Genomic DNA, 24,910 nt, shown 5'->3' on the forward strand with positions numbered 1-24,910 from the left:
TTATGCCTTTTACTGCTGAAGAAGTCAACGCCCTCAATGCTCAAGAAAACGCCTATCCGCTTGAATTTTTTCAAGCATTTGCGCAACAGATTACTGTCTACGAAGATGATGATATTTGGGTGGTTGATAAGCCTGTAGGTCTGTTGAGTGTCGATGGTAAAATGCTCAAGGTCAGTTTGCTGGCAAGACTTGAGCGTGCCAATCCCGCAGTCAAGCTGATTCATCGTCTGGATATGGATACCTCAGGGCTGCTCATTTTTGCCAAGAATGCCGAAGCACAAACCCATATTAGTAAGCAATTCATTGAACGGCTGCCACAAAAAAAATATCAGGCACGCGTCTTTGGAGAGTGGGAGCGTGTCGGCGCAAAGGGTGAGATATCCGTACCAGTGCGCTATGAGCCAGAGACGAAACCGCGCCATATCGTCGATCCTAGCTGGTCAAAGCATGCCTTAACTTTATATGAAGTCATCAGCCATGAGCAATGCAACGGTCAGACAGTCACACGCGTAATGTTAAAGCCTGTCACCGGTCGTAGTCATCAGCTGCGCGTCCATATGGTGCATGTGGGTCATGTGATGATTGGCGATCCTATTTATGCAGAAGGTACGGCTTTAGCGATTGCGCCAAGGCTTAATCTTCATGCCCAGCAATTGCGTCTCAAGCATCCTACGCTTGGTGCGTGGATGGATTGGGAAAGCCCAAGTCCTTTTTAAATGGATTTATGTGAAATTTTTTAAACCCATCATGCAAAAACAAGGAACGTATTATGCTTGATATGACGGTAGCCAAACAGGCAGTTAAGAAACGCTTCAAACCTCAAGCGGCACTCTCAGACACATCAGTGGATTATGAAGTACTGATTATTGGTGCAGGAATTGCCGGTATTGGTATGGCGTGCCGATTGCAGCAGCAAAAACACAAAGGACTGTTTGGTCATAAAAATTCAGGTAAGCAGAAACGCAAATCATCAAAGCAACAGCAGAAAAGTGCACAGCGATTTTTGGTGTTAGAAAAACGAGCAGATTTGGGTGGTACATGGGATTTATTTACCTATCCTGGCATCCGCTCTGACTCTGATGCCTTGACGTTTGGCTACAGTTTCAGACCATGGCTAAATCACAGGATTTTGGCAAAAGGCGGTGATATTAAAAACTATATTGCTGATACGGCGCGTGAGTTTGGTATCAGCGAACATATTCGCTATCAGCACGAGGTGCAGCAGCTGTCTTGGTCAAGTAGCCATCAACAATGGACGGCGATGGTAAAAAATCATGCTAGCGGTGAGGTGTTTACGGTAACGGCAAAGTTCGTCGTTGGCGCCACGGGTTACTACGATTATGAGCAAGGTTATCGTCCTTCTTTTAATAAAGAAGCAGATTTTCAAGGTGAGATCATTCATCCGCAGCATTGGCAAAATGTGGATTATGACGATAAGAAGGTAGTCATTATCGGTAGCGGTGCCACAGCGATGACATTGTTGCCTGCCATGGTCAATGAAGAAGATGGTCAATGTGTGCAGCACGTTACGATGCTGCAACGCTCGCCGACTTATGTGGCAAGCGTACCTGGCGATGACTATGCGCTTGATTGGCTAGCAGGCAAATTTTCACCGTTGTCGAAAGAGCAGGCTTATACGCTGCTGCGTACTCGTAATGTATTGATTCAGCAAGGTACTTATCGAGCGGCTATATTGGCACCCAAGTTTATGAAAGCGTTATTAAAACGCGGTGTCAAAACAGAGCTAAAGGGTAGCGGTATCGATGTGGCGCATTTTGTACCGGACTATAATCCTTGGGATCAGCGAATATGTGCGGTGCCAGACAGTGATTTATTCAAAGCATTGCATGGCAAACGCGCCAGCGTCGTCACCGATCAAATCAGCCATTTTACCAAGACAGGCATTATGCTTGATTCTGGCAAGCATCTCGATGCTGATATCATCGTCACAGCGACAGGATTAAAGCTACAAATGCTCGGCGGTGCCAAAGTATATATTGACGGGCAGGCGATAGATATTGGTTCGCGCATGACTTATAAAGCGGTCATGATTGAAGAGTTGCCAAACATGGTGGCACTGTTTGGTTATACCAACGCCTCATGGACGCTAAAAATCGATTTGGCGTGTCAGTATGTGATGCGACTGCTGGGCTATATGCATCAGCATCGCTATCAAGTGGTATTGCCACAAGCACAGACTAAAGATGCCAAAGCGCTTACGCAGACAGATACAGTGATGGGCGCGCTATCGTCAGGATATGTCAAGCGCGCTCAACATGAGCTACCCAAGCAAGGCGATATATATCCTTGGCGGGTGACAAACAACTATCTAAGCGACCGCATCATGCTCAAACATCGCAAAATAAAAGATGATTGGTTACGTTTTAGTCGTTAAGGTCGCTTGGTTACAGTCGTTTTTTAATGGCTATTAATAAAGTCAGTAACTTGTTTGCTTAAGATCTGCCACAAGGTTTGTTGTGCACTTTTGCTGCCCCACGCATTATGCGGGCTAAATATAACGCGGGGATGCTTGGCAATGGTCAATAAAGGGTCGTCAGCGGTGATTGGCTCTTGTTCAAAAACGTCGCTGGCGTAGCCGATGATTTGCTCATTGTTAATGGCATCAGTCAGCGCTTGGCTATCGACAATACCGCCACGAGCGACATTGACGATGAGCGGCTGTTTGACCATTTTTGCTAAAGTATCTGCATTAATCAGGTGCTGAGTTTTCTCGTTTAATGGGCAATGCAAGCTCAGTACATCAGACTGTGCCAGTACGTCGTCAAACGCAGTATAGTCGTCATTGCGCGGTGCGCGCCCTTGCTGCTCCGCCCATAATACAGTCATTCCAAAAGCGCGCGCAATGTCGGTCACGCGTTTGCCAATAGTGCCAACGCCAATAATACCTAGTGTTTTATTTTCCAAATCTATTAGCGGAATATCCAGTAGGCAAAAATTACCGTTTGCTTGCCATGTGCCATCAGCGACTTTTTGATGATAATAAATACCCGCGCGCATGGCGTTGAGCATGAGCATAAAGGTATGTTCGGGCACGCTTTTGACTGCATAACCTGCGACATTATAAAGCGCCACATGGTGCTCAACACAAGCGTCTTGATCGACGTTGTTCATACCAGTAGCGGTCAGTTGAATGAGCTTGAGCTTGGGCAATTTGCTTATCACTTCAGCGCTGATTTGCACTTTATTGGTGATAATGATGTCAGCGTCTTTGCAGCGCTCTACGATAACAGCAGCATCTTTTGGGGTATCATCATAAGTGAGGTAGTCGCTGATGCCGTTTGGGGCTGGCAAGTCGATGCCATCAGAAAAAGTGCCTTTATCTAAAAAAACCGCGCGCATGGTTATTCCTTATTAAATAGTTATTTTTAAATGATTTTAATAATGATCGACTTAATGTAGCACGTTGGTGATTTTAGTCAAAAAGGTCGTCAAAAAATCCATCAAAAAAGTACAAAGCAAAAAACCTCTACTTCAATATTGAAATAGAGGTTTTGTTGATTGAGACGGTAGTCTTTTGTGCTTATTTGGTTTTATGCACTTATAAAGAAAAGCGTTTACGCAATTTGCCAATAAGGCTACGTACGCGACTACTCAAGTCAATACGAACGTCGTTTTCAGGGTCATGCTCGACTTCATAGCGTTTGACCAAGTCAGGGCTAGCTTTGAGTTTCGCATGATGCTGAAATGCACGGTTGACGCTAATCTCAAGCAGGCTGGCGCGCATCGGTTTCGGCAAGCAGCGATAAACCTGACCTTTATTAATCAAATCAATCAGCAAGCCAGCGTCTTGAAATTCAGTCTGTACCAAAACCACCAAATGCGGCGCATCTTGCTTTAAGGTAAAGATAATCGGCGCGATATTCTCACCGCTGACATTGATATCGGTGATACAAACACCGATATCTTCATTCGCCAAATAATCGTACGCTTCTTCTAAACTCTCAGCGTGCAGTACTTTATAACTATGAGAAAATTGCTTACGTATTTGCTCAATCAACTCATTGGTTTCATCGATCACTAGCAGCGTTTGCTTATTACCTGAACTGTCGAATTGGTCGGCATCTTCGTCTGGATTATAGGTCAAGGCAATTTCGGTAGCGCGTCCGACCACGGTGATCAGCTCTTCAGATTTACAAGGCTTGGTCAAATAACGATAAATCTCACCATCGTTAATAGAACCAATAATGGCGTTTAAATCGGCATAGCCCGTCAATAAGATACGCATGGTAGAAGGTGAGACATCTTTTACTTCGCGTAAGATATCCACACCGACTCGCTCAGGCATCCGCTGGTCACTGACTGCCACGTGTACATGGTTGTTCTTGATATAGTCAATATACTCAGTTGGGTCGGTGGTGATAAACACGTCATGGGTCTTACGAAACAGCAGTTTCATAGACCGTAAAATGCGTTGTTCATCGTCGATAAATGCCAACTTCGGCTTTGACTCAGTGCTGGTTTCAACTGTGGTTAAGTCATTTTCTAATTCATTCATGATGATATCCTTATGATGATGAATAATAGTCGTTAAATATCTAAATATGTTCTACGTAACAGGGCAGCTGACCCAGCGCTTATGCGACTAGATTTTTCTCTGTTAAGTTATTATCAATCGGCAGTATTAACGTAAATGTAGTGCCAATACCTTCGGTCGATACGACTTTGATATCGCCATTATGTTGCTCCATAATTTGCTGGCTGATTGCCATACCAAGACCAGTGCCTTCGCCTGCGCCTTTGGTCGTAAAGAACGGCTCAAAGATTTGATTGAGAACTTCTGGACTCATACCTTTACCGTTGTCGATGACATCAATATAAACATGGTGATCATCGGCACGGGTGTGCACTTCGATTTTGCCATCAGGTTTTTCTCCCATGGCTTGCGCGGCATTGTTCAGTAGATTGACCAAGACTTGGTTGATTTGCGACGGTGAGCATTTCACTTCAGGCGTGGGCGCAAAATCAGTCACAATCTCTTGATGTCTAATAGAGTTACCAGCGATTTTAAGCGAGGCTTCGATACATTCGCGCACATCGATGGTTTTTACTTTTGACTCATCAAGACGGGCAAAGTTGCGTAGGTTCAGCACCATCTCAGTGATTTGCTCGACGCCAAATAACGAATCTTTAATCAGCTCTTTTAATTCAGCTGACAGGTCATCTTCTTGGATTTCATCAGACGCACGGATAATATCTGCTAGTAGTTTGTCAATTTTGCCATCAGTCGCCGCGTCAGTTTTAACGCTTTTTAATCCTTGTACCAATTCAATTAGCTCTTCGTATTGCTCAGTTAACTGGCCGATAATTTCAAGGTTATTTTGCACGTATGATAAAGGTGTGTTCACTTCATGAGCAACGCCTGCCACCATTTGTCCCAACGTTGCCATTTTTTCTGAACGAATCAATTGCAACTGCGAGTTTTTTAGCTCTTTTAGCGTTTCTTGTAGCTCAGCAGTACGTTCTTCGACTTTAATCTCTAGCTGTTGGTTAATGTTGGCAAGCTTACCTTCGTTAGACTGGATTCGGTCTAGTAGGTCATTGATAGAGCCGTTCACCAGTCCAATCTCGTTGCGACCTTCTGCGAATTTAACCTCGCTCAGCTTATTGTATTGCTTATTATTAATTAAGTTTTCCGCTTCAGAGATTTTATCAGTGGTTTCTTTCAAGGGTTTGAATGCTAAGAAGGTCAGCATGAAGTAAATGACGCCAGCCGTAATCAATAGTGCTAATGCAATCCAGTTAACCAAGTTTTCACTGAGATTATCCGCGATGGCGTTAATTTCAGCATCAGGTTGGACAACGATCAGCTTCCAATAAGTCTCAGGAATCTCAAAGACATAGGCTTGACTGCCGTTGTAGTAACTGTCTTTTGCCAACTCAAAGCTCTGTAATAAGCGGCTGTCCATGGCGTTTTGCTTGTTTTCGCCATTATTTAGGTAAGCGGCGTAGTTCACCAAATAATAACCTTTTGCCGTACCAGTCTCAGCTTTATCAAGCGTGGTCAGTACCTGCTGAACTTGTGGTGAGACGCTAGCGGCGACTTGTTCGATGATCTCATTACGTTGGACATCTAAGAAATCAAGCACGGGTTGCCAAGCAGGGTCTGAGTTGATGACTTGTTTGATATCAAGCGGCGTACCCGTTTTCTCATCAATATAGCTTAAACGTTCAGGGTTAGAGGAGGCGATCACCTTGTCACTATTATCCAAGAGTAGAATGTAGCCTGAGCTTTCGCTTAACTTGACGATGTTTTCTTGTAACTGATTCAGCGTAAAGTTAACCGTACTGGCACCCCAAAACTGATTGTCACGCTCGATTGCCACACCGCAGCTCATCGCAAGCTCGCCTTTGGTTTGGCTGGCGCGCACATGGTTCCAAATGCAGCTCTCAGGTTTGAGCAACTTTAAGACGCTAAACCAATCTTCTTGATAATAAGGATTGGTAGGATTTGGGTCGCTTAACACCGCTTGATAATCACCGTTTTGGCGAACCATCAAAAATGGATGGGTCGCGGTATTTGCCCCAAGTGCGCCTTTTTCAGGCCAAATGCCACCACTACCCAGTAAGTTATAATCACGCTTATCAAAGGCATTGGCAGTACTGGTTTGTAAAATCGCCTCTTCTGTGGGCAAGGTTTGCGCGCTTTGCTGTAGTAGTAAGGCACTACGCATCACCCGATTGATATCGGCTGAAATACTATTTACCGCGGTATTGCCACGTTCAGCCACCAGTTTTGCAGATTCAAGGCGGATTTTCTCATAGCCCTCTTTATCAACAACATAAACGACGACCGCCAGTACGACCGCAAAAGCAATAAATAAAATAGTGGTTACTTGGGTACTGACTTGATTAAAAAAGCCAACTTTTTTGGAGGCACTCATGATGGTGATAGTCCTTGGATAATAGTGACCACGAAGAAGAGTGCCAATGCTAGGTATTGGTGGCAATCAATCAGGTGGTAATGCGTAATCTTAATTAAAATGGTCTGTACATAATGGCAAAAAATTAAAACTATAACTTTACTTTTATAACTTAACGGACTTAACTATTGATATTCTTATAACTTAAAGGACTATGAAAGGCCATGCTATGCCCATAAATCCTTAAGGATAATCAATCATGAATACTAGGCGGCAAAAGAGTATGGGTAGACGTGCGTTTGAATAATTCAGGTAAGAAAGAAGAAATGTTCTATTGCATTTCTTAACAATACAGAATCAATTTTATAATGACAATATTTTTTCTTTACTTGCGAGTCGTTATCTTATTGTTTTATATGACCAACTTATGCTTGGCGTTGATATAATCTTGCAATAATCTGCTCTTGAAAAGTCAACTTAGCGCACTCATCTAGCTGCTAACGTTATATAATGGTCGGCTTTATCTTGCGACCTAGCTAATGAGCTGACGCTGCCGGTATGGCCGGTGACCTCTCAGACTATTAAGTAATGACATCGCGCTAGTGATTCACGCTAGCAAATCTCATTATGAGCTATCTATTTTTTCCTATTATCTGAGTACAAAAGACATCGCCCTATGACTATCTCTATCGCTTCATTGCACAATACTGAATTTGCCGTTGGTCAACGTTATTTATCTGATACGGAGTCCGAGCTGGGCTTGGGTGTGGTCATCGATGTAGATGACCGATGTGTGCACATTCTATTTCCACAAAGTGAAGAGACGCGCGTCTACGCCAAAAACTCCGCGCCATTATCACGCGTGGTGTTTAAAGTCGGCGATAGTATTTCTGATCAAGCGGGTAAGAGCTATACCGTAACCGCGGTCGAAGAAGTGATGGGTGTACTCAAATATAGTGTCGATGAGCATGAACGAGGCATTATGGAAACCCGTCTTGCTGCCAATATCACGCTTGCTAAGCCACTTGAGCGTCTGCTGGCTGGTCGGATTGAGCGTGGTGATTGGTATGAGCTGCGTCAAGATATCTTGCGTATGCAGTCGGCGCTAGCGGGTCATCCGCTTAAAGGCTTGATGGGTGCGCGTGTCGATATCATTGAGCATCAGCTCTATATCGCTCATGAAGTTGGCAAACGTATCGCACCGCGTGTGTTGCTTGCTGACGAAGTTGGTTTGGGCAAAACCATCGAAGCAGGTTTGATTATTCATCAACAGCTGTTAACAGGCAAAGCTGAGCGTGTGCTCATTCTTGTACCAGACAGTCTACAATATCAGTGGATGATTGAGCTGCGTCGTCGTTTTAATCTAAATTTTGCCTTATTTGATTTGGTACGTGCAGCAGCCATTAAAGAACACGATCCTGAGCAAAACGTCTTTGCCACTGAGCAATGTATCATTGCGGGTATGGATTTACTCCTTGACCACCCTGATTTGTACGACCAAGCAATGGATGCAGGGTTTGATTTATTGGTGGTTGATGAGGCGCATCACCTGCATTGGGATGAGGCGCAAGGCGGCAATGATAAATATGACTTGATTGCTGACTTTGCCGAAGAAACGCCAGGGGTCATGCTATTGACAGCAACGCCAGAACAGCTTGGCGCACAAAGTCACTTTGCTCGTTTGCGTTTGCTCGATCCGGATCGCTTTGATGATTTGGATGAGTTTATCAATGGTCAAGAAGCCTTTGCTGAAACGGCTGCCGTTGCTGGTGTATTGATAGAAGATAAGCCATTAAGCGACAGTCAAATTGCCGCTTTAAGCAGCTTGTTAGACATCAGTCTTGATGAGTTGGCAACGATTAATGATGACGAAAAATTGCGCACCTATGCGCTCAACGAGCTATTAGATCGTCATGGTACAGGTCGTATTCTATTCCGTAATACCCGTGAAAGTGTCAAAGGATTCTATGGTCGTAGCAGCCAGCCGTACCCACTGGCATTACCTGCCGCATGGAAAGACAGCTACCAAACCAATGGTAAATTACGTGAGCAGCTATGGGGCGAAGAAAACCAACCTGATGGTGGCTGGCTAGAAGATGACCCACGTGTGCCTTGGTTGATTGATATTTTGCGCGGCGAGCTTAAGCACAAAAAAGTGCTGTTGATTGCCCGTAGTGGCGCGACGGTTGAGAGCTTGGAGGCGGTATTACGCTTACATGCTGGTATTAAAACGGCTATCTTTACCGAGCAGATGACCTTGCTTGAGCGTGACCAAGCAGCGGCGTTCTTTGCTGATAGCGAAGGCGCGCAGATATTGTTGTGCTCGGAGATTGGCTCGGAAGGTCGTAACTTCCAGTTTGCCAGCCAGCTGATATTGTGGGATTTGCCAGCCAATCCTGATACCTTAGAGCAGCGTATTGGTCGCCTAGATCGTATCGGACAAACGCAGCAAATTATGCTCCATGTGCCTTATGTACAGGGTACTGCGCAAGAGCGTCTGTATAAATGGTATCACGACGCGCTGAATATGTTTAATCAAATCTCTCCAACAGCGCAGAGCGTGCAAGAGCAGTATATCCAAGAGCTAAAGCCCATGCTTGAAGGCGCGGATACTGAGGAGAACCGTGCGATACTACAAGATATCATCGAAGAAGCGAAGCAGACGCGGTTGGGGCTAGAAGCACAGCTACAAGCGGGTCGTGATCGCCTATTAGAATACAACTCGTGTCGCCCACGTGTTGCCAAACGTATCGCTGACGCCATGCGCGATTTTGATGGTCATAATCTATTGCCGCAGTTTATTGAGCGCTTTTTTGCCTCAGCCAATATCGATCACAATATCCAGCGCGATGGCTCGTGGGTGATTGCTCCGATTGACAGCACTGAAATTAGTGATTATATCGATGGTCTGCCACTCGGTGACGAAGACGGTATGACGTTGACATTCGAGCGTGAGCAAGCACTACAGCGTGAAGATATCGAATTTATCACTCATGAGCATCCATTGATGCGCGCGATTTATGAGTTGGCGAGTACCAGCACCTTTGGTAATACCACGGTGGCGATGCTAAAAAGTTCTGCTGTACCACAAGGTATGGTACTGCTCGAAGTGAATTTCCGCGTTGAAGCCATTGCGCCAAGGTTGCTCAATTTACCAGCGACGCTGACCACGCAAAATATCCGTGTATTTATCAGTGAGCAAGGCAGTGATTTGTCCTCGCGTATCAGTGCGGAGATGATTATGCCGCATATTGAGCGTCTGGATAAAAACCGTGCTCGCCAAGTCATCAAAGTACGCGGTGATGTGATTGAGCAGCGTTATTATGAAGCGGAAGAGATTGCCCGTCAGCAGTTAGCGGAGATTGGCGAACAAGCCAGTGCCCGTTTTAGCCAGCAGTGGTCACGTGAAATCAAGCGTCTTAAGCATCTACAAACGATTAATCCTAACGTACGCCCTGCTGAAATTGAGCGCTTGGAGCAGCTAAAAGCCCAAGGCGAGCAAGCACTAGGTAGTCTGTTATTAGTCCCAGACTCCATCCGTGTGTTAGTGGCAGTGAAGCCATAAATGTAAATGATCAAAAGAACGAGATGTTTAATAGCATCTCGTTTTTTTATGATTAATATCGTTTATATTAGGGCGCGCCTTAAGGCATGTTAAGCAAAAATATCAACATGATATTGCCAAGTGAGCGTCGCTCTCTAGTCAAAGCCATCGATATTGGGTAAGATGTTTATCTTTTCGATTTATAGCCCATTCGCTATAAAAGGGTAACCGCGTCTCGTGTGAAGTATCACATATACCTTTGTACTCGATTGCTTTGTACTTCTTTTAAGCTGAAACAACTATATAATAAATGCTGGTGATAGCGCTGCTATGACCGTGTTTTTTGCGCTAAAATTTTCGTGTTAAATCTCTCTTGTGCATTTTCAGCAAGTGATTTCATATTATTTTACATTCAAATGCAAAGTGTCTTTTGTCTTTCGCTATATGATATTGATATCGTTGGGTGCGTATTTTCAGATGCTTAGCGTTTTTGATAAAAATAAGGAAACCTATCGTCATGTCCGATTATTCGCAATTGATTGATGAGCTGCTAGCTACTGTAGCGCTTATTGAAGTGACCCCCGATGTCTTTGAGGGTAAGAGCCATGACTATGTTGGCAGTCGTATTTTTGGTGGACAAGTGCTCGCCCAAGCCATCATGGCGGCGGCGCATACACTGGATAAAGACAAACCCTGTCATTCACTGCACGGCTATTTTTTGCGCGGTGGTGATATCACGCAGCCAGTTATTTATCAGGTACGCCGCTTGCGTGACGGTCGTAGTCTGTCTGCGCGTGAAGTGACGGCGATTCAGTATAAAGAAGTGCGTGGTAAAGCGCCTATTGAGCAAGTAATATTTTCAATGATAGCCTCGTTTTCGCCGATGGAAGAGGGTTTAGAGTATCAAGAAGACATGCCTGTCTATCCGCCACCGGAGGATTTACTGGCTGAGCAAGATTTAAAAGAAGAGTATGTCGGAAAAGTTCCAGACGCGCTCAAAGCCCGCTTTATGCGCCGTCGCCATGTCGAAATTAAACCGGTTAAACCGCGTGATCCGATTCATCCAGAGCCAATGAAACCAAAGCAGGCGAACTGGTTGCGTATCCGCGAATTGGGCAATCAACCTGTTGCGATTCAACAAGCGCTATTGGCATTTTCATCCGATTTTTATCTGGTTGGTACAGGGCTGATGTCGCACGGTGTTAGCTTTATGACCAGTGGCTTACAGGCGGCCAGTATCGATCACTCGATGCATTTTCATCGTAATTTTGATTTAAACGGTTGGATGCTATACGACATGTGGAGTGATACCACGTCTAATGCTAAAGGCCTAAACCATGGGCAGTTTTGGCAAGATGGTAAGCTGGTTGCTACGGTACAGCAAGAAGGTCTGATGCGTTTGCGAGTGCCGAAGTCTTAAGCTCTCATCTTCTGATAAATAAAAAAAGCGACTCAAGATACATTTTGAGTCGCTTTTTTTATGAGCTTTATTTAGTTGAATTTACTCATTATTCTAAAATCTTGACCATTGCTCGTGGCAGTCCAAGTGTTGCCTGAGCGTCAACAGCATTTAGCCAATTAATATTAATTTGTGCTGCTTCTAAGGCTTCGGTTATTTCGGCAATTTGCTCAGTATTTAAAATCAGCGATTGCGGTGTCAAATACCAATGAAAATGGGTCAGTGAATGTTTAATAGGGGCATCGTCTAATAAAGTTTTACTGACTGCTTTTGCTGTCAATTTATGCTTGTCTAACCACTCGTTGATAATTTGCTCGGCAGTGGTAAATTCTGCTTCGTATACTTTTTCATTACTGGTCACTTTTAATAATGTATCGTCAATTTCAGTCGTTTTTTCTGCGGCAGTTTTAGTATTCACTTTGCCTGCGGTTTTCTCAACAAACTGTAAAGGTAAACTCCACAGTCCGCCCCAAATGCCATTGTCAGGGCGTTGTAGCCACAGTATTTTGCCATCAATATCTTCAATCAATAACGCATTGCTAAACTTGCTGGGTTTGGGCTGCTTTTTTGCTTTGACTGGATAATCCGTTTCGCGCCCCTCAGCATGTGCCAAGCAGTCCTTTTGAAGGGGACATAATAGGCAGGCAGGTTTGCTACGCGTGCATAACGTCGCGCCCATATCCATCATTGCTTGCGCGAACAATCCTGAATTCTCTATTGGGGTCAAACGCTCTGCCAATGCCCACAGCTCTTTGGTCGTGGCAGATTTGGTAATATCACCATCGATAGCCGCCCAACGCGTGAGGACGCGTTTGACATTGCCATCACAGATGACGCCATAACGATGCAGTCCCATCGCCATAATCGCGCCAGCGGTCGATGGCCCGACGCCAGATATGCCTTCCCACCCTGCTAGCGTCTGCGGAAAGTCGCCCGTCTCATCAATGACTTCGACCAGTTGTTTCGCGCCTTTATGCAAATTTCGTGCACGCGCATAGTAGCCAAGCCCCGCCCAATGTTCCGCAACCTTATCCCATTCTGCGGCTGCTAAATCTTGTACCGTTGGAAACGATGCCATAAAACGGGCAAAATAGGGCAGTACCGTCGTTACTTGCGTTTGCTGGAGCATGACTTCGGATAGCCAAACGATATAAGGATTGGGCGCGTCGGTTTGGTGCTGCTGCCAAGGTAGGTCATGGCGACCGTTTTCGGCGAACCAATCGAGTAGGCGCGGGGCGAACGAATCGAGAGAAGTAGAGTATTGAGTAAAATTATTTTCTATCGTTGTGAGGTTTGCAGTGGAGGTAAGCTGAGTCATATCATCAATTTTTGGCATATTAGTGTATGAATTATAACCGATTTTTGAGAGAAGTGAGTTGATATCGCTGTTGTGTGCTGCTTGAGATTACCACGATGTAAGCGTCTTTTGAGTATGAGTGTTAAAAAATAGAGTATGTAACAGAAAACTTAATGTAGAGTTGCAAATTTATAAAGTAAATCTTACAAAATTAAGTGAATTTTGTAGAAAAATTAACTTATCATTGTTGTGCTTTTTGCAAGATTATGACTCTTATTCTCGCTAGGGTCGCAAGAGCACCTTTGAGTTAATGATAATTCATTGTCTGGTTTCATCAAATACGCTTATTAAAGCTCACTAAGCATCATTTCAAACAAACGCTCACATGTATGAGTAATATTTAGGACTCTTTATGAAGTTAATGTCGAACTACTTATCTAAAGCATTATTGGCGCTAGCAGTCATTGGCTGTTCAGCCAACGTTTTGGCCGCCAAACCAAATCTAGTATTACAACAGCCCAATGTTTCTTTAGAGTTGGCCAATGAATTAATCGATGCCACCATGGCAGCCTGTCACGCAGAGGGCAAATCTGCCGTTGTCGCAGTTGTTGATCGTGCTGGCAATTTAATCGCGCTACAGCGCGATGATAACGTTGGTCCGCACAATACTGATGCTGCTGTCCGCAAAGCATTCACGGCATTATCTACCAAAACGCCTTCACGTACGTTGGCGGATAATGCTCGCGCTAATCCAGACTCAAATAACCTGAATACGGTAAATGATTTACTACTGATCGGCGGTGGTGTGCCATTAAAGTTTGGCAATGATGTGATCGGCGCTATTGCAGCGGGCGGCGCAGGCGGTGCAGTACAAGATGAAGCTTGTGCGTTGAAAGCTATCGAAAAAGTCATGCCTAAACAGAAGTAGTTGATGATTTAGATATCGCTAAATGATTTAGATATCATCGAAAAACTTCGATATCTCGCTAGCAGTAGATATAAAAAAAGCCCTTAGGGGCTTCTTTTGTATAAGCGCTAAAAAATAGTTTTTAGGATCCTAATTCAAAGATTAATCTTTATAGTTCAGTATACATTGCGATGGGATCGATAATTATTTCATTACTAAGCCTGCCAGTGAATGCGGATTCTAAGTTAGTTACATGAGAAACCATATTCATTATAGCTTCTTTCAAAGTTTCATAGTCATGCGCTGCTTCAGGAGGGCTAGTTTGTTCTTTTTCATATTGTGTAATTATACCGAATAAAGTGAATTGCACTTCAGTCTGTCTCGAATATTTACGAATTACTAGGTCTTCTGGTTCTCTAAGAAACTTTCGATTGAGATTAGCTGAAGCTATGTGATTAGAAAGATTCATTTGTACTTCAAGTTGACCTCCTAAACCATATTCTAAAAGGAAACTTAAGTCATCAAGCAACTGTTTGTCAAAATTTAAACCTTGATCAGATGATATTTTGTCTATGTCACTAATTCTTCGAAGTTCAGCGTTCAGTCCGCTAATTTTACTTCTTTCATCTTTTCCTTTTTGAACTCTCGAGAGTTCTGCTTTAACTAACCTAATATCTTCGTAATTAGTAACATATGTTAGTGCTTTACCCATTCTGTTAAAGTCATTAAGAGTACTTATTATTGAATCTATATCGTTGAATGTTGCCTTTGCTGTGACTTTTATAAATGATTTTTCTTTTATCAGTTTCTCTAAACTAGAGCTTTCATATGAAACTGTCAGTACTTTATTTTCTTCAATAAGCTTCTTTTCAAAAAGAGTATAAGAATAATCATTCAAAAACTTTTTTTCAGTATTTCTTTCACTATTTTTTAAGATGTCACCGACGATTCTTCCGCTAGAAATATAGCCTCTTTGTTCTTCTGATTCTATTTTCTCTAAGTTTTTCTCATTCAAAACATATTCAGTTATGCCTTCAAAAAGCTGTGATGAGAGTGAATACATTTTGTCTTCATCAAGATATATAATGTTTTTAATCACTTCTTTTCCTTTTTATATAGTCATCATAGTGTTTTCTTCGAGTATCTACTATTGACCAAACAGCTATAAGCATACCTATCAAAGCTAAGATAATAGTCGCAACTATAATTATAGTAGTCATATTTTATTCTCAACAGAAGTAATAGGTATTCTTGAAACTGCATCATATACTGAGTAGCTGATAACAAATGAAACTACTGATAAACCAATAGCACAAAATGTTATAGCTTTTATATCAATAACATCTGCTCCAACTAGATTCAAAGCTAATAAAATGCTATAAAAAGCTATAAATGTAATCGAAATACCATTTTGGACAGTTTTCCACTGTTCTCGTTGTCCTTCGTAGTGTTCTATTTCGTTGATATTAGAGATGTGCAAAACTAATCCGAAAGCAACAAAATCAGAGGCTGATAATAGATCGAGACTACCTTCTTTAGTTACAAACCAAACCATAAATCTTGCCAGAATTGGAATTAAACCTACAAGTACTGTATAAATTAGCCATTTAGTCTTTTTATTTCTCATAGTCCAAGATGTGCCTTAGAAGTTTTTAGAGTAAATAAGTACGCATATTATCAATATCAAACTATAGTAGGATTATGTTCCGGTAACCTATTTCCGATTCTTCCGCGTTTTCAAACGACGTAAGCGCTTTTCTTCTTCTTTGGCGATTCTTTTTTCTTCTGCTGCTAAGCGTTGCTTGGCGACGACGAGTTCTTCAGCTTCAGACATGGCTGGCGTCTCAAGCGTAATACGCCCAAGCTTAGCGCTACGTAACTCGTTGATCAAAATCTCAGACATGCGGTACGTATCGACTTGATTGCCCGAACGTACACAGCCGCGATTACGTCCAGCTATTTCAAAAAACTCCCAATCAGTCTTTGGTAGCGCTTCAATTTTATAGCGGGTTTTTAGCAGCTCAGGATAGGCTTGCATCAAGTATTCAGCGGTATAGCTGGCAACATCAGCGAAATCAAAAGCCGTATCACGAATACCGCCCGTCGCTGCCAGACGATAGCCAGAGTTTTCGTTTTCGACTTTTGGCCATAGCATACCGGGCGTGTCATAGAGCATTATGTCATCGTCAAGTTTAATCAATTGCTGCGACTTGGTGACCGCTGGCTCATCGCCAGTTCTTGCGACAGCACGTCCAGCCAAAGTATTAATCAACGTCGACTTACCAACGTTTGGAATTCCCATAATCATGGCTTTGATTTGGCGACCCGTCCCCACTTTATTGGGAACAAGTTGTTTACAGATGGCGATGATACGTTTGACATCATTGGCTTTATCAGTATCGCAAGCAATGGCTTTCACACCGCTTTGCTGCTCAAGATAGTCCATCCACGCTTGGGTCAATTCAGGATCAGCAAGGTCGGCTTTGTTCAGGATTTTGATGACGGGTTTTTCGCCGCGCAATGCCGCGACCATTGGGTTTTCACTACTATATGGGATACGCGCATCGATCACCTCGATGACCAAATCCATCTGCGGCATGATTTCTTTGATTTCGTTACGGGCTTTGTTCATGTGCCCAGGGAACCACTGAATACTTGCTCTCTTATCCATCTGCTTTCATAACCTTTTATAAAAAATGCGCAAAGTAAGACGATCGTCATTTACTTTTCATGGTGTCCAGTTTACTACAGAACCACCTTGCTCACGCTACAATTTCGCCCAACCAGATGCGCGGTTACTCTTGAGCTTAATTTTCTATTTCATCGCGTGCTGGAGGTAACGGTGCCAAATAACCAATGAGCAGAATCAAACTGCCTGCGCCGAGGAAAGATATCACCCGCCAAATCGCTTCGGTCTGCGACAAATCAACCAATACCAGCTTGAGCACGACAATACCTAGTAGCCCGATGCCCATAAACCAAAGCGTCCGCTGCCAATAGCGACTGGCGACGATGGTGGCGACTAAAGCTAAGAGTGTCCATAAAATGGTCAATCCGGTCTGCACTTGCTCGCTATTCCATGCGCCGCCCTGAGCGCTGTCCCACAGCGGTGTACCGATAAAGGCATGTAGCGTTCTGATCAACATACTGGAAATCAGCCAAAAGCTAATAAGTCCCAACATAACCAATAAATAATCTGCGGTAAATATACGCTTAGTTTGGGGGGCTGCACTTGATTCGATAAGACTCTCATCGCGGTGATGTTGGCTCATATAATATAGACTAAAACCAACCAATAGCGTCAGCAATGAGGTAATGTCGTATAAATTCAGTAGTGGGAAGTAGGACATACCCCAAATTACACCATCATATGACCAGTTGGTAATGATGACCCAACATAAGGCAATGGGCGCAAAGATAGCCGCGCAGCTCAATAGCACTTGTTGCCAATCAAACCAGTACAGTGGGCTTTGTTTTAATAGCTGATTCGTGCGCGTATTTTGCTTGAGATAGCTGGCATAACGATGACAGCACCATAATCCAGCCAATATTAAAATGGCTGGCATCAATACAGCCATCACCCCAGCGGAATCTGCTAGTCCATAGTGGGCGGCGGCAGCAATGATTAGAATGCTAGCTCCCAGCCAGCTTGCACTATCGTAGCGTGACAACTCGGAATGGTCGTACCATGTCTTTAACCACAACTGTCCGATAATCAACCAACCAATGATTAGACCAGTCAATAGTAGCCAATCTGCTCCTTGCCATATTAAATGAAACTCGAATTTTTGCGGCAATTGCAGGACGAGCATGAGATAAAAGACGATCGATAAGCCATGGCTAAGTTGTCTGATTTCTATCCACGAGCGATAACGATTGATTGTCCAATAAATGGCAAGGCTAACCAGTGCTGCGAGTGCAATCATGGTCGTCGTTGCCAGTGTCCAACTGGTGAACCACTGGTTAAAATCAAGCAGCAGCACTTGTAGTAGCCACGCTATAGCCGTAAAGGTCAAAAACCTTATAAGTATAGGACTGTGCCAAACAAGATTAAATACTGTGCTGTGGCTGTTGATTGAGGTTAGCCATTGCTGAGCGGCATGAGTGCTAATACCTAATGCGTCGGCATAGGTTGCTATCGCATCTGGCGTGGCGTTTTGCTCTTGAGAATATGTTGAATGATTATCTAAGCTATCATTTAAGTCTTCGTTCAAACTATCATTTAGCATAGCTGGAGAGTTGTTCGTGCGTAAAATAAATACAGTGGCTAGATAAGTCATAGCCGAAATGGTTAAGGCCAATGTCGGATAATCCTGAATGGCGAAGACCACTTTTACCATCAGCATACCTATACTGATTAGCTGCAATAACAAACCAAATAGCACTGACCATGCGCGTAGTGAGCGCCGTCCAAACCAGACCAGCGCCAGTCCTTGTACTGACCAGCCAAAGGCAATCCATTCAGCATCTAATGCCAGCGGAATGACCAACGCCAAAAAGCCAAACCCTAAAGCTAGCATGCCCTCGGTGATTAAGGCATAACGCTGGCTACGCTGCACAAACAACCCGCCGAGTCCTAAATAAACAGTGGCTAAAATAGCACTAGCGATGGTTAAGGCGTTAGGAATGTCATCTAATAATGCCGAAAATAAACCAAAGGCTAATATCGGCACTGAAAACAGTAAGCCAGTATCAATAGGGAATACATAGCTATTATATCTTGCCTGAACGCTATCTAGATGTTTTACGTTGTCTGCGCTCTCTGTCTGGATGATGTCTGTTTCATTAAGGGTATTGTAGACAATGATTTGTTGGGCGTAGCGAATGACGACAAACAGATATAGCAGTAAATGTAAGGTGACCAGTAGGACTAAAGAGCAGCGCTGCGCCTCAATGACTGTGCTCAAATTTTCACTGATGCCCCAGTAGTAAGCCAATCCAAAGGTCATAGTGACACCGAATAAATTCAGTATTTTCCACGGGTGGTAATGCGCAATAATCGCAATCGTCACGTTCAATAGTAGATAGTAACTAAACAATACCACCAAACTGCCCGTGTCTTCACTGGTCAAAATAGGCGCAAAGAAACCACCCGATAATGCCAACAAAGCCAGTGGAAAAGCGTTTTGACGCACGGCAAGGGCAATGGTAATCGCAGATAATAGCCCAAGCCCAATAAAGCTCGGTAGACTAGGCAAGACTTGGTAAACGCTATAGGCAAAAAAGGTCGTTAAATACGCAATCGCTAAGCCTGCGCCTTGTAGGGTGATGCCATAAGCAAAGCGATTTTTTGCCAATTTTAGACCTAATGCTGCCAGACCTAAACCGAGGATGCCTATCGCTAAAAGCTTGGACGCTATCGACACTTCGATATAGTCGCTTAACAAGCGAAGTAGTAGCACCACACCGATAAGTAAGACGATCACGCCAACACGCACGACTAGATTGCCGCCAAAAAACCAGTTTTTGATGGAGTGAATGAGTGAAGTGACGATAGGCAGTGAGCGCTCATCCGGCTCTATGGGCGATGGTTTTTTTGGAGAAGGGGCTGGTTTCGGGTGAATCGTAGCAGTAGGTAAAGGAGGTGCTGAGTCAAATAGCTCTTCGTTAATAGATTGGGGCGAGTGAGTCTCAGCTAGCGTTTGAGCCATTGGTTCAGTATGAACGTCTACGTCATTATCGGCGTTATTATTCATAGAGCTGACACGGTGTTGCTGCGCTTGTAACTCATCTTGCAGTTGCGTGATATCTTGTTGAAGCTGATCAACGCGTCGCTTTAGTTTATGGTAAAAAACGATAATCACTACTAGACAAACAAGCAATACAAACCCGCTGATATCAGACATAGCGCTACCACACCGTTACTCAATATTTGATGGCTTGATGATGACTCGATTTCAAAGCAAACACAAGCAAAGCGCTCATCAAAATAAAAGGATTAGCCCAAGATTATTCGTTCACTATCATTGAGCTGACCTTGATGCTTTATAAACTAAGATATTTATGCGGCATATAATTTATGTCTTTCTGATAATGTACATTCACGTAGGGTTAGATAATTCACCATACCTGAGACGATACCTGCAATAACACCGATAATAATTAAAGCTGAAATCAAAGATACTTCGACCGTACCTGCGTATTTTTGCCATAGTACAGCAAGAGAGGTCAATACCCCAAAGGTGAAAAATCCATGCTTTATCGTCAACCAAAAAGCGGTTGGGAAGAATGCTACTTTTTTTTCTTTGATACCAAAATAAGCCACCATAGTTAAAATCATGGCTAACGTAATCGATAAGGTAACGGAGGTACCGAGCACTGTGTCTTCATTATTGGTAATAGAGTCAACAGATATTGCGATTGATGAGTATGTTTTTAAGAAGAAATATTGTATGCCGCCGTTAATGAAAGCATTGATTACGCCAGTAAGCATAGCGCCTTTTAGCAATTTTGCGTTTAATGTTGTTGTCATGGTTTATGTTCCAAGTCCAAGCGGGTAGGTTTATGCATAAAAAATACTGAGTAGATAAAATCCTACCCAGTATGGTCAATGTTCAAGACGCCCTATTATGTATCGTTTATAAATTTATGATTAAAATGATGGCTGAGTTTATGAGGTTGGCATTTTGCTTTTGTAAACACCGCCGCCATTGACTGTCAGTTCAGCACCAGTAATCCAAGACGCTGCATCACTTAACAAAAACGCCATCGCTTGAGCGATATCTGCTGGCACACCACGTCGTTTTAGGACGATACCTTTGACCACATTATCGATCATTTCTTGGGTATAACCGGCTTCTTCAGAGGAAGCACCATTATCTACTGTACCGATGATTAGTGAGTTAAAGCGCACTTCAGGACCTGATGCGACCGCCATACTTTTTACCATATTTAGCAAGCCCGCTTTAGCTGTGCTGTATTCGATAAATTCTGGCGATGGTGTATTACCAACCATGGATCCAGAAAATACCACAGAGGCGTTTTCTTCTTGTTTTAAATACGGCATACATAAACGAGTCAAATGATAAGATCCCAAGGTATTGAGCTTATACGCATTGACCATTTTTTCGGTGGTAGATTCCCATAAGGGCGTACTTGCACCCCAACCGACGTTGTTGACTACTGCAGAAATCTTACCGAATTTTGCAATAGTTGCATCCACCAAGGCTGCAATTTGCGTCTCGTCAGTAAAGTCGGTTTTCATGCCTAAGGTTGCATTGCCTGTTTCTTTTTCGATATCAGCGGCAATTTGCTTCACTTTATCTTCATTTAAATCAGCGAGGACAATGTTGCCTCCTAATGAGCTTAAAAACCGTGCAGCCTCGCTACCAATAGCGCCTGCTGCACCACTGATAATGATGGTTTTATGATGAAAGTCGAATAGTTGTTGGATTGTTTTCATGGTTTTACCTCATTATTAGTGAGTGGTTAGAGAGCTATCAGCAAGTGGTGTGACCGATTATATGAATCACGACTGTGCAATAACCATGTTAGCGTCTTAAATCCTTACTAATAGTAAGCCTTTGTAAATATGTAATGATCAATATGGATTTGTTTACGATAAAAAAAGCAGAGTGCGGCGGGCGCACTCTGCTATATATTGCGTTAATAGATAGGGGTTAATAAATAGTGTGTTAATAACCTGAAAACAGCTATTGATATGCCTGATTCAAAGATTATTTACCTAAGTTATTTACCTAAGTTATTTACCTAAGTTATTTTCCATAAATTCAAGCATGTTTTCCCAGCTTTGCTTGGCAGCGGCTTCGTTGTAGCCGAGATCAACCTCATTTTTAGCAGCGCGCTCATCGGCATGTGGATTGGTAAAGCCATGTTTAGCGTTGTCATAAACATCGATAATATAGTCAACGCCAGCAGCATCTAGTTCTGATTTTAGACCTTCTATTGCTTCCATTGATACCATTGAATCATCGCGACCGTGAGCAACCAATACGTTAGCGGTGAAGTTTTTATCCGCTGGCTGTTTTGGTGTTGGGTTGCCATGGAAAGTGGCGACCGCTTTTAATGGCATGCCTTCGCGAGCCATATCAAGCACGACCTTACCACCAAAGCAAAAGCCAATCGCTGCTAGATTGTCACCATCAACGGCTAACTGGTCGCTAAAGTCATTAAGGATTAAACGGCAGCGCGACATCAGCATATCTTGATCTTCTAATACTTGCTCCATCCACATATTCGCTTGCGCGGCATCGGTGGTCAGCTTGCCTTCACCGTACACGTCCATTGCGACGGCGGCATAACCTGCTTCTGCCAAGCGCTCGACCACTGATTTTGGGTGATCAACGATACCCCACCATTCTGGCGCTACTAAAATTCCCGCAACAGGATGGTCGTCAGATGCATTTTCTGGCAATGCCACATAGCTGATAAGCTGGACACCGTTTTCGGTGGTACTGATTAATTCAAAAGTCTTAATTGACATATTATTATCCTTTTTTATGTGAGGAGTTTTACGTTATAAAGGTTATTTGTCTGTGTTTTTGCTATATCGTTTTTCTTACTTTTACTACCTTAACGCTCAACCTAGGCAAAAACAGCTATAATACTGTAACGCTCTTTATCAAAATGCTACGGCACCTTTATGACACTAAACTTGTTAGACAACTGTGCAGCCCATCTCGACTCTGACGCAACTTTGCCGCAAAAAGTCACGGAAAAATCAGCTGTGAGCTTATTTCCTGACAGTGGTAATGAAAGCAACAGCGACCATGACAGTAAGCTCAATGATACCTTGCGTCCGAATTTTTGGTCGCGCTTTGCACTGTCAGAACTCAATCATAGCGAATGGGAAGCGTTGTGTGATGGCTGTGGCAGCTGCTGTTTGATTAAGTATATTGACGAAGATGAGAATGGCGATGTGGATGAAGAGTTGGTCGAGTATACCGATGTGACTTGCCAGCTAATGGACTGTACGACGGGTTATTGTCAGCACTATGACACGCGTCAAGAGCATGTGCCAGACTGTATTCAGCTGACCATGGACAATCTGCCGCAGATGATGTGGTTGCCTTCGCACTGCGCCTATAAGCGTTTGTATAAAGGACAAAATTTGCCAAATTGGCATTTGTTATTGACCCAAGATGCAGTGGTAACGCAGCAACAAATGCGTGCTGCCAATGTTGGCGTGGCAGGGCGCTGTGTTTCTGAAACTGGTATGTCTGATGAAGCGATGGAGGAGCGGGTGGTCAGCTGGGTTAAGCCTTGATAATATTGAGAGTTACTGAAATCAGTGACATCAGTGACGTTGGTATTATTGCAGGGTAAACGTACAATGCGACTTGATTTTAATAAGAAGCCTGAGCTGCAGATTTGGCTTTTGCCTCAGCATCTTCTTGCGTGTCAGCCAATGGCGGGATAGGAATATCCTGACGAATTTGCTCAGAGAACTCGCGGCTGTTTTCGTTGCTATTAACGCCAGACTCTAGATTGATTTGATTATCAAATCCTTTAACCTTTGAGTTGATATGGGTACGCTCGTACCATGTATCCATTGACCAAGGCTGTCCAGTATTTTCTGGATTAGCGTCAAGCATACCGACATCATATAGATAATTTGGCAGCCAGCCAGAGACCCAAATACGATAATCCCACGGCAGGCGATCACCACTGACGATACGCGCCATATAAAAAATGATATTGGTGCAATTACTGAGTAATGTGTTATACCAAGCAGGCTTGGTATTCAATTCATCGGCAGCGGTTAAGTAAGATTCAAATAGTGACTTGACCTCGTGCTGCTGCAAGTTACTAACGGGAAATAGATAAACTTGCTCGCCACGCGCATTCGTTCGGGTATAAATAATATCGCGCTCTTCTGCGGCAATCAGGCTCAGCTCATAGCGTCTAAAAAACCCTGCTAATGCCGAAAACGACTCGCCTTCTTCTTTACGAATCTCAAATGAGAAAGCAAGCGGTCTATCATCTTCAAAACGAAAACTGACCAAAGTATGGGCAATCAGTGGACCCATCCAGTAAGAATTGGTGACATCGACGCCAGATAGTTTGGACATATCAATGGTACGTGTGTCCCAGCGTTCGGTCGCCTCCGTGTCGGTATGCCAATCAAAGTTGCGTACATTGGTTAGGGTCACTAAATTAGGGTTGATTGCATCGCGCTCGTAAGTGACTCTTTCACTTACCTCAGCCATCCAGTCGCGCTCTTGTTGGGGTTCAATAGAAAAAAACCAGCCAACGCCTACCAACCAAATAGCGCCATATAAAGCGGTTAACCATTTATTTGCTGACTTACTATTTATGGTTGCTTCGTTGCTCCATGGTTTACTGCTGTGTTGTTTATGATCAAAGCGCTGAGCTATTTTCGGCCAATAGCGAACGCTCAGTAAGGCTGTCAGTACACCAACAATGAAAATTGCGGCTAACCAAGTGATGGCAGAGCCTGCCCCAAACTGATACCAAATCGCCAGCAATAACCAGACAGCTGACAGTAGCAAGGTAATAATGATGAAAAACTGTACAAAATAATATCGCCATGTAGGTGTCGGTTGGCGACCATTCGCAGTGTTATTTTTTAAGCCGTGTCTATCCGAACCATGATTATTTGACTCAAGCGTGTCCAAGCCGTTATCTGAACGATGGCTATGTGAGTGCGGCGTGAGCAGGCGAGAGAAAAAGGAACGTAGCGACATAGGGTGTGCTTTGGTGTGTGAAGGCTTTGACCATAGCAAAGTTTATAACGTACTGACAATACAATTTGAGTGAATTTATCGTTGAATGTCGGTGAGCCTTGCGCTAAAGTGAAGCTACTTTGATCTGCTCCATTTATAATTTAATAATCAAAGAT

The 24,910-nt window shown here is 43.5% G+C and carries 18 protein-coding genes; 6 read left to right on the plus strand and 12 right to left on the minus strand.

The annotated features are described in order from the left end of the window. The first annotated feature begins 2 nt into the window (after positions 1-2). Both JMX95_RS11700 and JMX95_RS11705 read left to right on the plus strand, forming a co-directional pair. On the plus strand, positions 3-716 hold the full coding sequence (locus JMX95_RS11700) for an RluA family pseudouridine synthase (RefSeq protein WP_201560898.1): 714 nt from the start codon (positions 3-5) through the stop codon (positions 714-716). Positions 717-778: 62 nt separating this feature from the next. Further along, positions 779-2,395: a flavin-containing monooxygenase gene (locus tag JMX95_RS11705; protein WP_413786840.1), complete on the plus strand. Its 1,617-nt coding sequence runs from the start codon at positions 779-781 to the stop codon at positions 2,393-2,395. A 23-nt stretch (positions 2,396-2,418) separates the two neighbouring features. On the opposite strand, the gene JMX95_RS11710 is transcribed toward JMX95_RS11705, so the two are convergent. From JMX95_RS11710 to JMX95_RS11720, 3 genes are all read right to left on the minus strand, one after another. Continuing rightward, positions 2,419-3,360 (minus strand): D-2-hydroxyacid dehydrogenase, encoded by a 942-nt coding sequence (locus JMX95_RS11710; protein WP_201560900.1) that lies wholly within the window; start codon positions 3,358-3,360, stop codon positions 2,419-2,421. 199 nt (positions 3,361-3,559) lie between these two features. Then, a complete protein-coding gene (locus JMX95_RS11715) occupies positions 3,560-4,516 on the minus strand; it encodes a response regulator (protein ID WP_201554940.1) in 957 nt (318 codons plus the stop codon). 79 nt (positions 4,517-4,595) lie between these two features. Beyond that, entirely contained in the window at positions 4,596-6,902 is a 2,307-nt protein-coding gene (locus JMX95_RS11720; RefSeq protein WP_201560901.1) for a sensor histidine kinase, read from the minus strand. 655 nt (positions 6,903-7,557) lie between these two features. On the opposite strand from JMX95_RS11720, the gene rapA reads away from it, so the two are divergent. Together rapA and JMX95_RS11730 are read left to right on the plus strand one after the other, a co-directional pair. After that, on the plus strand, positions 7,558-10,446 hold the full coding sequence (gene rapA, locus JMX95_RS11725) for an RNA polymerase-associated protein RapA (RefSeq protein WP_201560902.1): 2,889 nt from the start codon (positions 7,558-7,560) through the stop codon (positions 10,444-10,446). Between the two features lie 496 nt (positions 10,447-10,942). Continuing rightward, complete coding sequence (locus JMX95_RS11730) at positions 10,943-11,845, plus strand: acyl-CoA thioesterase (protein WP_045452453.1); 903 nt, start codon at positions 10,943-10,945, stop codon at positions 11,843-11,845. An 88-nt stretch (positions 11,846-11,933) separates the two neighbouring features. Here JMX95_RS11730 and mutY read toward each other — a convergent pair whose 3' ends face one another. Beyond that, positions 11,934-13,202 carry an A/G-specific adenine glycosylase gene (mutY, locus tag JMX95_RS11735; protein ID WP_201560903.1) on the minus strand — a complete coding sequence of 423 codons (1,269 nt, stop codon included), beginning with the start codon at positions 13,200-13,202 and terminating at the stop codon, positions 11,934-11,936. Between the two features lie 391 nt (positions 13,203-13,593). On the opposite strand from mutY, the gene JMX95_RS11740 reads away from it, so the two are divergent. Then, positions 13,594-14,109 (plus strand): GlcG/HbpS family heme-binding protein, encoded by a 516-nt coding sequence (locus JMX95_RS11740; protein ID WP_228139032.1) that lies wholly within the window; start codon positions 13,594-13,596, stop codon positions 14,107-14,109. Positions 14,110-14,257: 148 nt separating this feature from the next. Here the strand turns inward: JMX95_RS11740 and JMX95_RS11745 are convergent, their stop codons facing one another. From JMX95_RS11745 to JMX95_RS11775, 7 genes are all read right to left on the minus strand, one after another. Next, complete coding sequence (locus JMX95_RS11745) at positions 14,258-15,187, minus strand: hypothetical protein (RefSeq protein WP_201560904.1); 930 nt, start codon at positions 15,185-15,187, stop codon at positions 14,258-14,260. 117 nt (positions 15,188-15,304) lie between these two features. After that, entirely contained in the window at positions 15,305-15,715 is a 411-nt protein-coding gene (locus JMX95_RS11750) for a hypothetical protein (protein WP_201560905.1), read from the minus strand. An 87-nt stretch (positions 15,716-15,802) separates the two neighbouring features. Then, a complete protein-coding gene (gene ylqF / locus JMX95_RS11755) occupies positions 15,803-16,759 on the minus strand; it encodes a ribosome biogenesis GTPase YlqF (RefSeq protein ID WP_201560906.1) in 957 nt (318 codons plus the stop codon). Between the two features lie 136 nt (positions 16,760-16,895). Further along, positions 16,896-19,934, minus strand: coding sequence for a DUF2339 domain-containing protein (locus tag JMX95_RS11760; protein ID WP_201560907.1), 3,039 nt, complete (start codon positions 19,932-19,934; stop codon positions 16,896-16,898). A gap of 155 nt (positions 19,935-20,089) precedes the next feature. Continuing rightward, a complete protein-coding gene (locus JMX95_RS11765; RefSeq protein ID WP_055125326.1) occupies positions 20,090-20,560 on the minus strand; it encodes a hypothetical protein in 471 nt (156 codons plus the stop codon). A gap of 138 nt (positions 20,561-20,698) precedes the next feature. Continuing rightward, on the minus strand, positions 20,699-21,490 hold the full coding sequence (locus tag JMX95_RS11770) for an SDR family NAD(P)-dependent oxidoreductase (protein ID WP_060491945.1): 792 nt from the start codon (positions 21,488-21,490) through the stop codon (positions 20,699-20,701). 300 nt (positions 21,491-21,790) lie between these two features. Further along, the gene (locus tag JMX95_RS11775) at positions 21,791-22,531 is read right to left on the minus strand and encodes a dienelactone hydrolase family protein (RefSeq protein WP_060491944.1); all 741 of its coding nucleotides are present in this window, start codon (positions 22,529-22,531) and stop codon (positions 21,791-21,793) included. Positions 22,532-22,840: 309 nt separating this feature from the next. Here JMX95_RS11775 and JMX95_RS11780 point away from each other — a divergent pair, with 309 nt between their 5' ends. Next, on the plus strand, positions 22,841-23,314 hold the full coding sequence (locus JMX95_RS11780) for a YcgN family cysteine cluster protein (protein WP_227676059.1): 474 nt from the start codon (positions 22,841-22,843) through the stop codon (positions 23,312-23,314). A gap of 79 nt (positions 23,315-23,393) precedes the next feature. On the opposite strand, the gene JMX95_RS11785 is transcribed toward JMX95_RS11780, so the two are convergent. Then, positions 23,394-24,755, minus strand: coding sequence for a DUF4105 domain-containing protein (locus tag JMX95_RS11785; RefSeq protein WP_201560909.1), 1,362 nt, complete (start codon positions 24,753-24,755; stop codon positions 23,394-23,396). Between the last annotated feature and the right edge of the window lie 155 nt (positions 24,756-24,910).

Origin of the sequence: Psychrobacter sp. NC44, assembly GCF_904846655.1 — a bacterium.
GTDB lineage: Bacteria > Pseudomonadota > Gammaproteobacteria > Pseudomonadales > Moraxellaceae > Psychrobacter.

Coding starts and splice junctions, on each gene's coding strand:
- JMX95_RS11765 (WP_055125326.1), bottom strand. CDS start 20,560: ATGACAACAACATTAAACGCAAAATTGCTAAAAGGCGCTATGCTTACT.
- JMX95_RS11770 (WP_060491945.1), bottom strand. CDS start 21,490: ATGAAAACAATCCAACAACTATTCGACTTTCATCATAAAACCATCATT.
- JMX95_RS11730 (WP_045452453.1), top strand. CDS start 10,943: ATGTCCGATTATTCGCAATTGATTGATGAGCTGCTAGCTACTGTAGCG.
- JMX95_RS11740 (WP_228139032.1), top strand. CDS start 13,594: ATGAAGTTAATGTCGAACTACTTATCTAAAGCATTATTGGCGCTAGCA.
- JMX95_RS11715 (WP_201554940.1), bottom strand. CDS start 4,516: ATGAATGAATTAGAAAATGACTTAACCACAGTTGAAACCAGCACTGAG.
- JMX95_RS11785 (WP_201560909.1), bottom strand. CDS start 24,755: ATGTCGCTACGTTCCTTTTTCTCTCGCCTGCTCACGCCGCACTCACAT.
- JMX95_RS11710 (WP_201560900.1), bottom strand. CDS start 3,360: ATGCGCGCGGTTTTTTTAGATAAAGGCACTTTTTCTGATGGCATCGAC.
- ylqF (WP_201560906.1), bottom strand. CDS start 16,759: ATGGATAAGAGAGCAAGTATTCAGTGGTTCCCTGGGCACATGAACAAA.
- JMX95_RS11750 (WP_201560905.1), bottom strand. CDS start 15,715: ATGAGAAATAAAAAGACTAAATGGCTAATTTATACAGTACTTGTAGGT.
- JMX95_RS11720 (WP_201560901.1), bottom strand. CDS start 6,902: ATGAGTGCCTCCAAAAAAGTTGGCTTTTTTAATCAAGTCAGTACCCAA.
- JMX95_RS11775 (WP_060491944.1), bottom strand. CDS start 22,531: ATGTCAATTAAGACTTTTGAATTAATCAGTACCACCGAAAACGGTGTC.
- JMX95_RS11705 (WP_413786840.1), top strand. CDS start 779: ATGACGGTAGCCAAACAGGCAGTTAAGAAACGCTTCAAACCTCAAGCG.
- rapA (WP_201560902.1), top strand. CDS start 7,558: ATGACTATCTCTATCGCTTCATTGCACAATACTGAATTTGCCGTTGGT.
- JMX95_RS11700 (WP_201560898.1), top strand. CDS start 3: ATGCCTTTTACTGCTGAAGAAGTCAACGCCCTCAATGCTCAAGAAAAC.
- JMX95_RS11760 (WP_201560907.1), bottom strand. CDS start 19,934: ATGTCTGATATCAGCGGGTTTGTATTGCTTGTTTGTCTAGTAGTGATT.
- mutY (WP_201560903.1), bottom strand. CDS start 13,202: ATGACTCAGCTTACCTCCACTGCAAACCTCACAACGATAGAAAATAAT.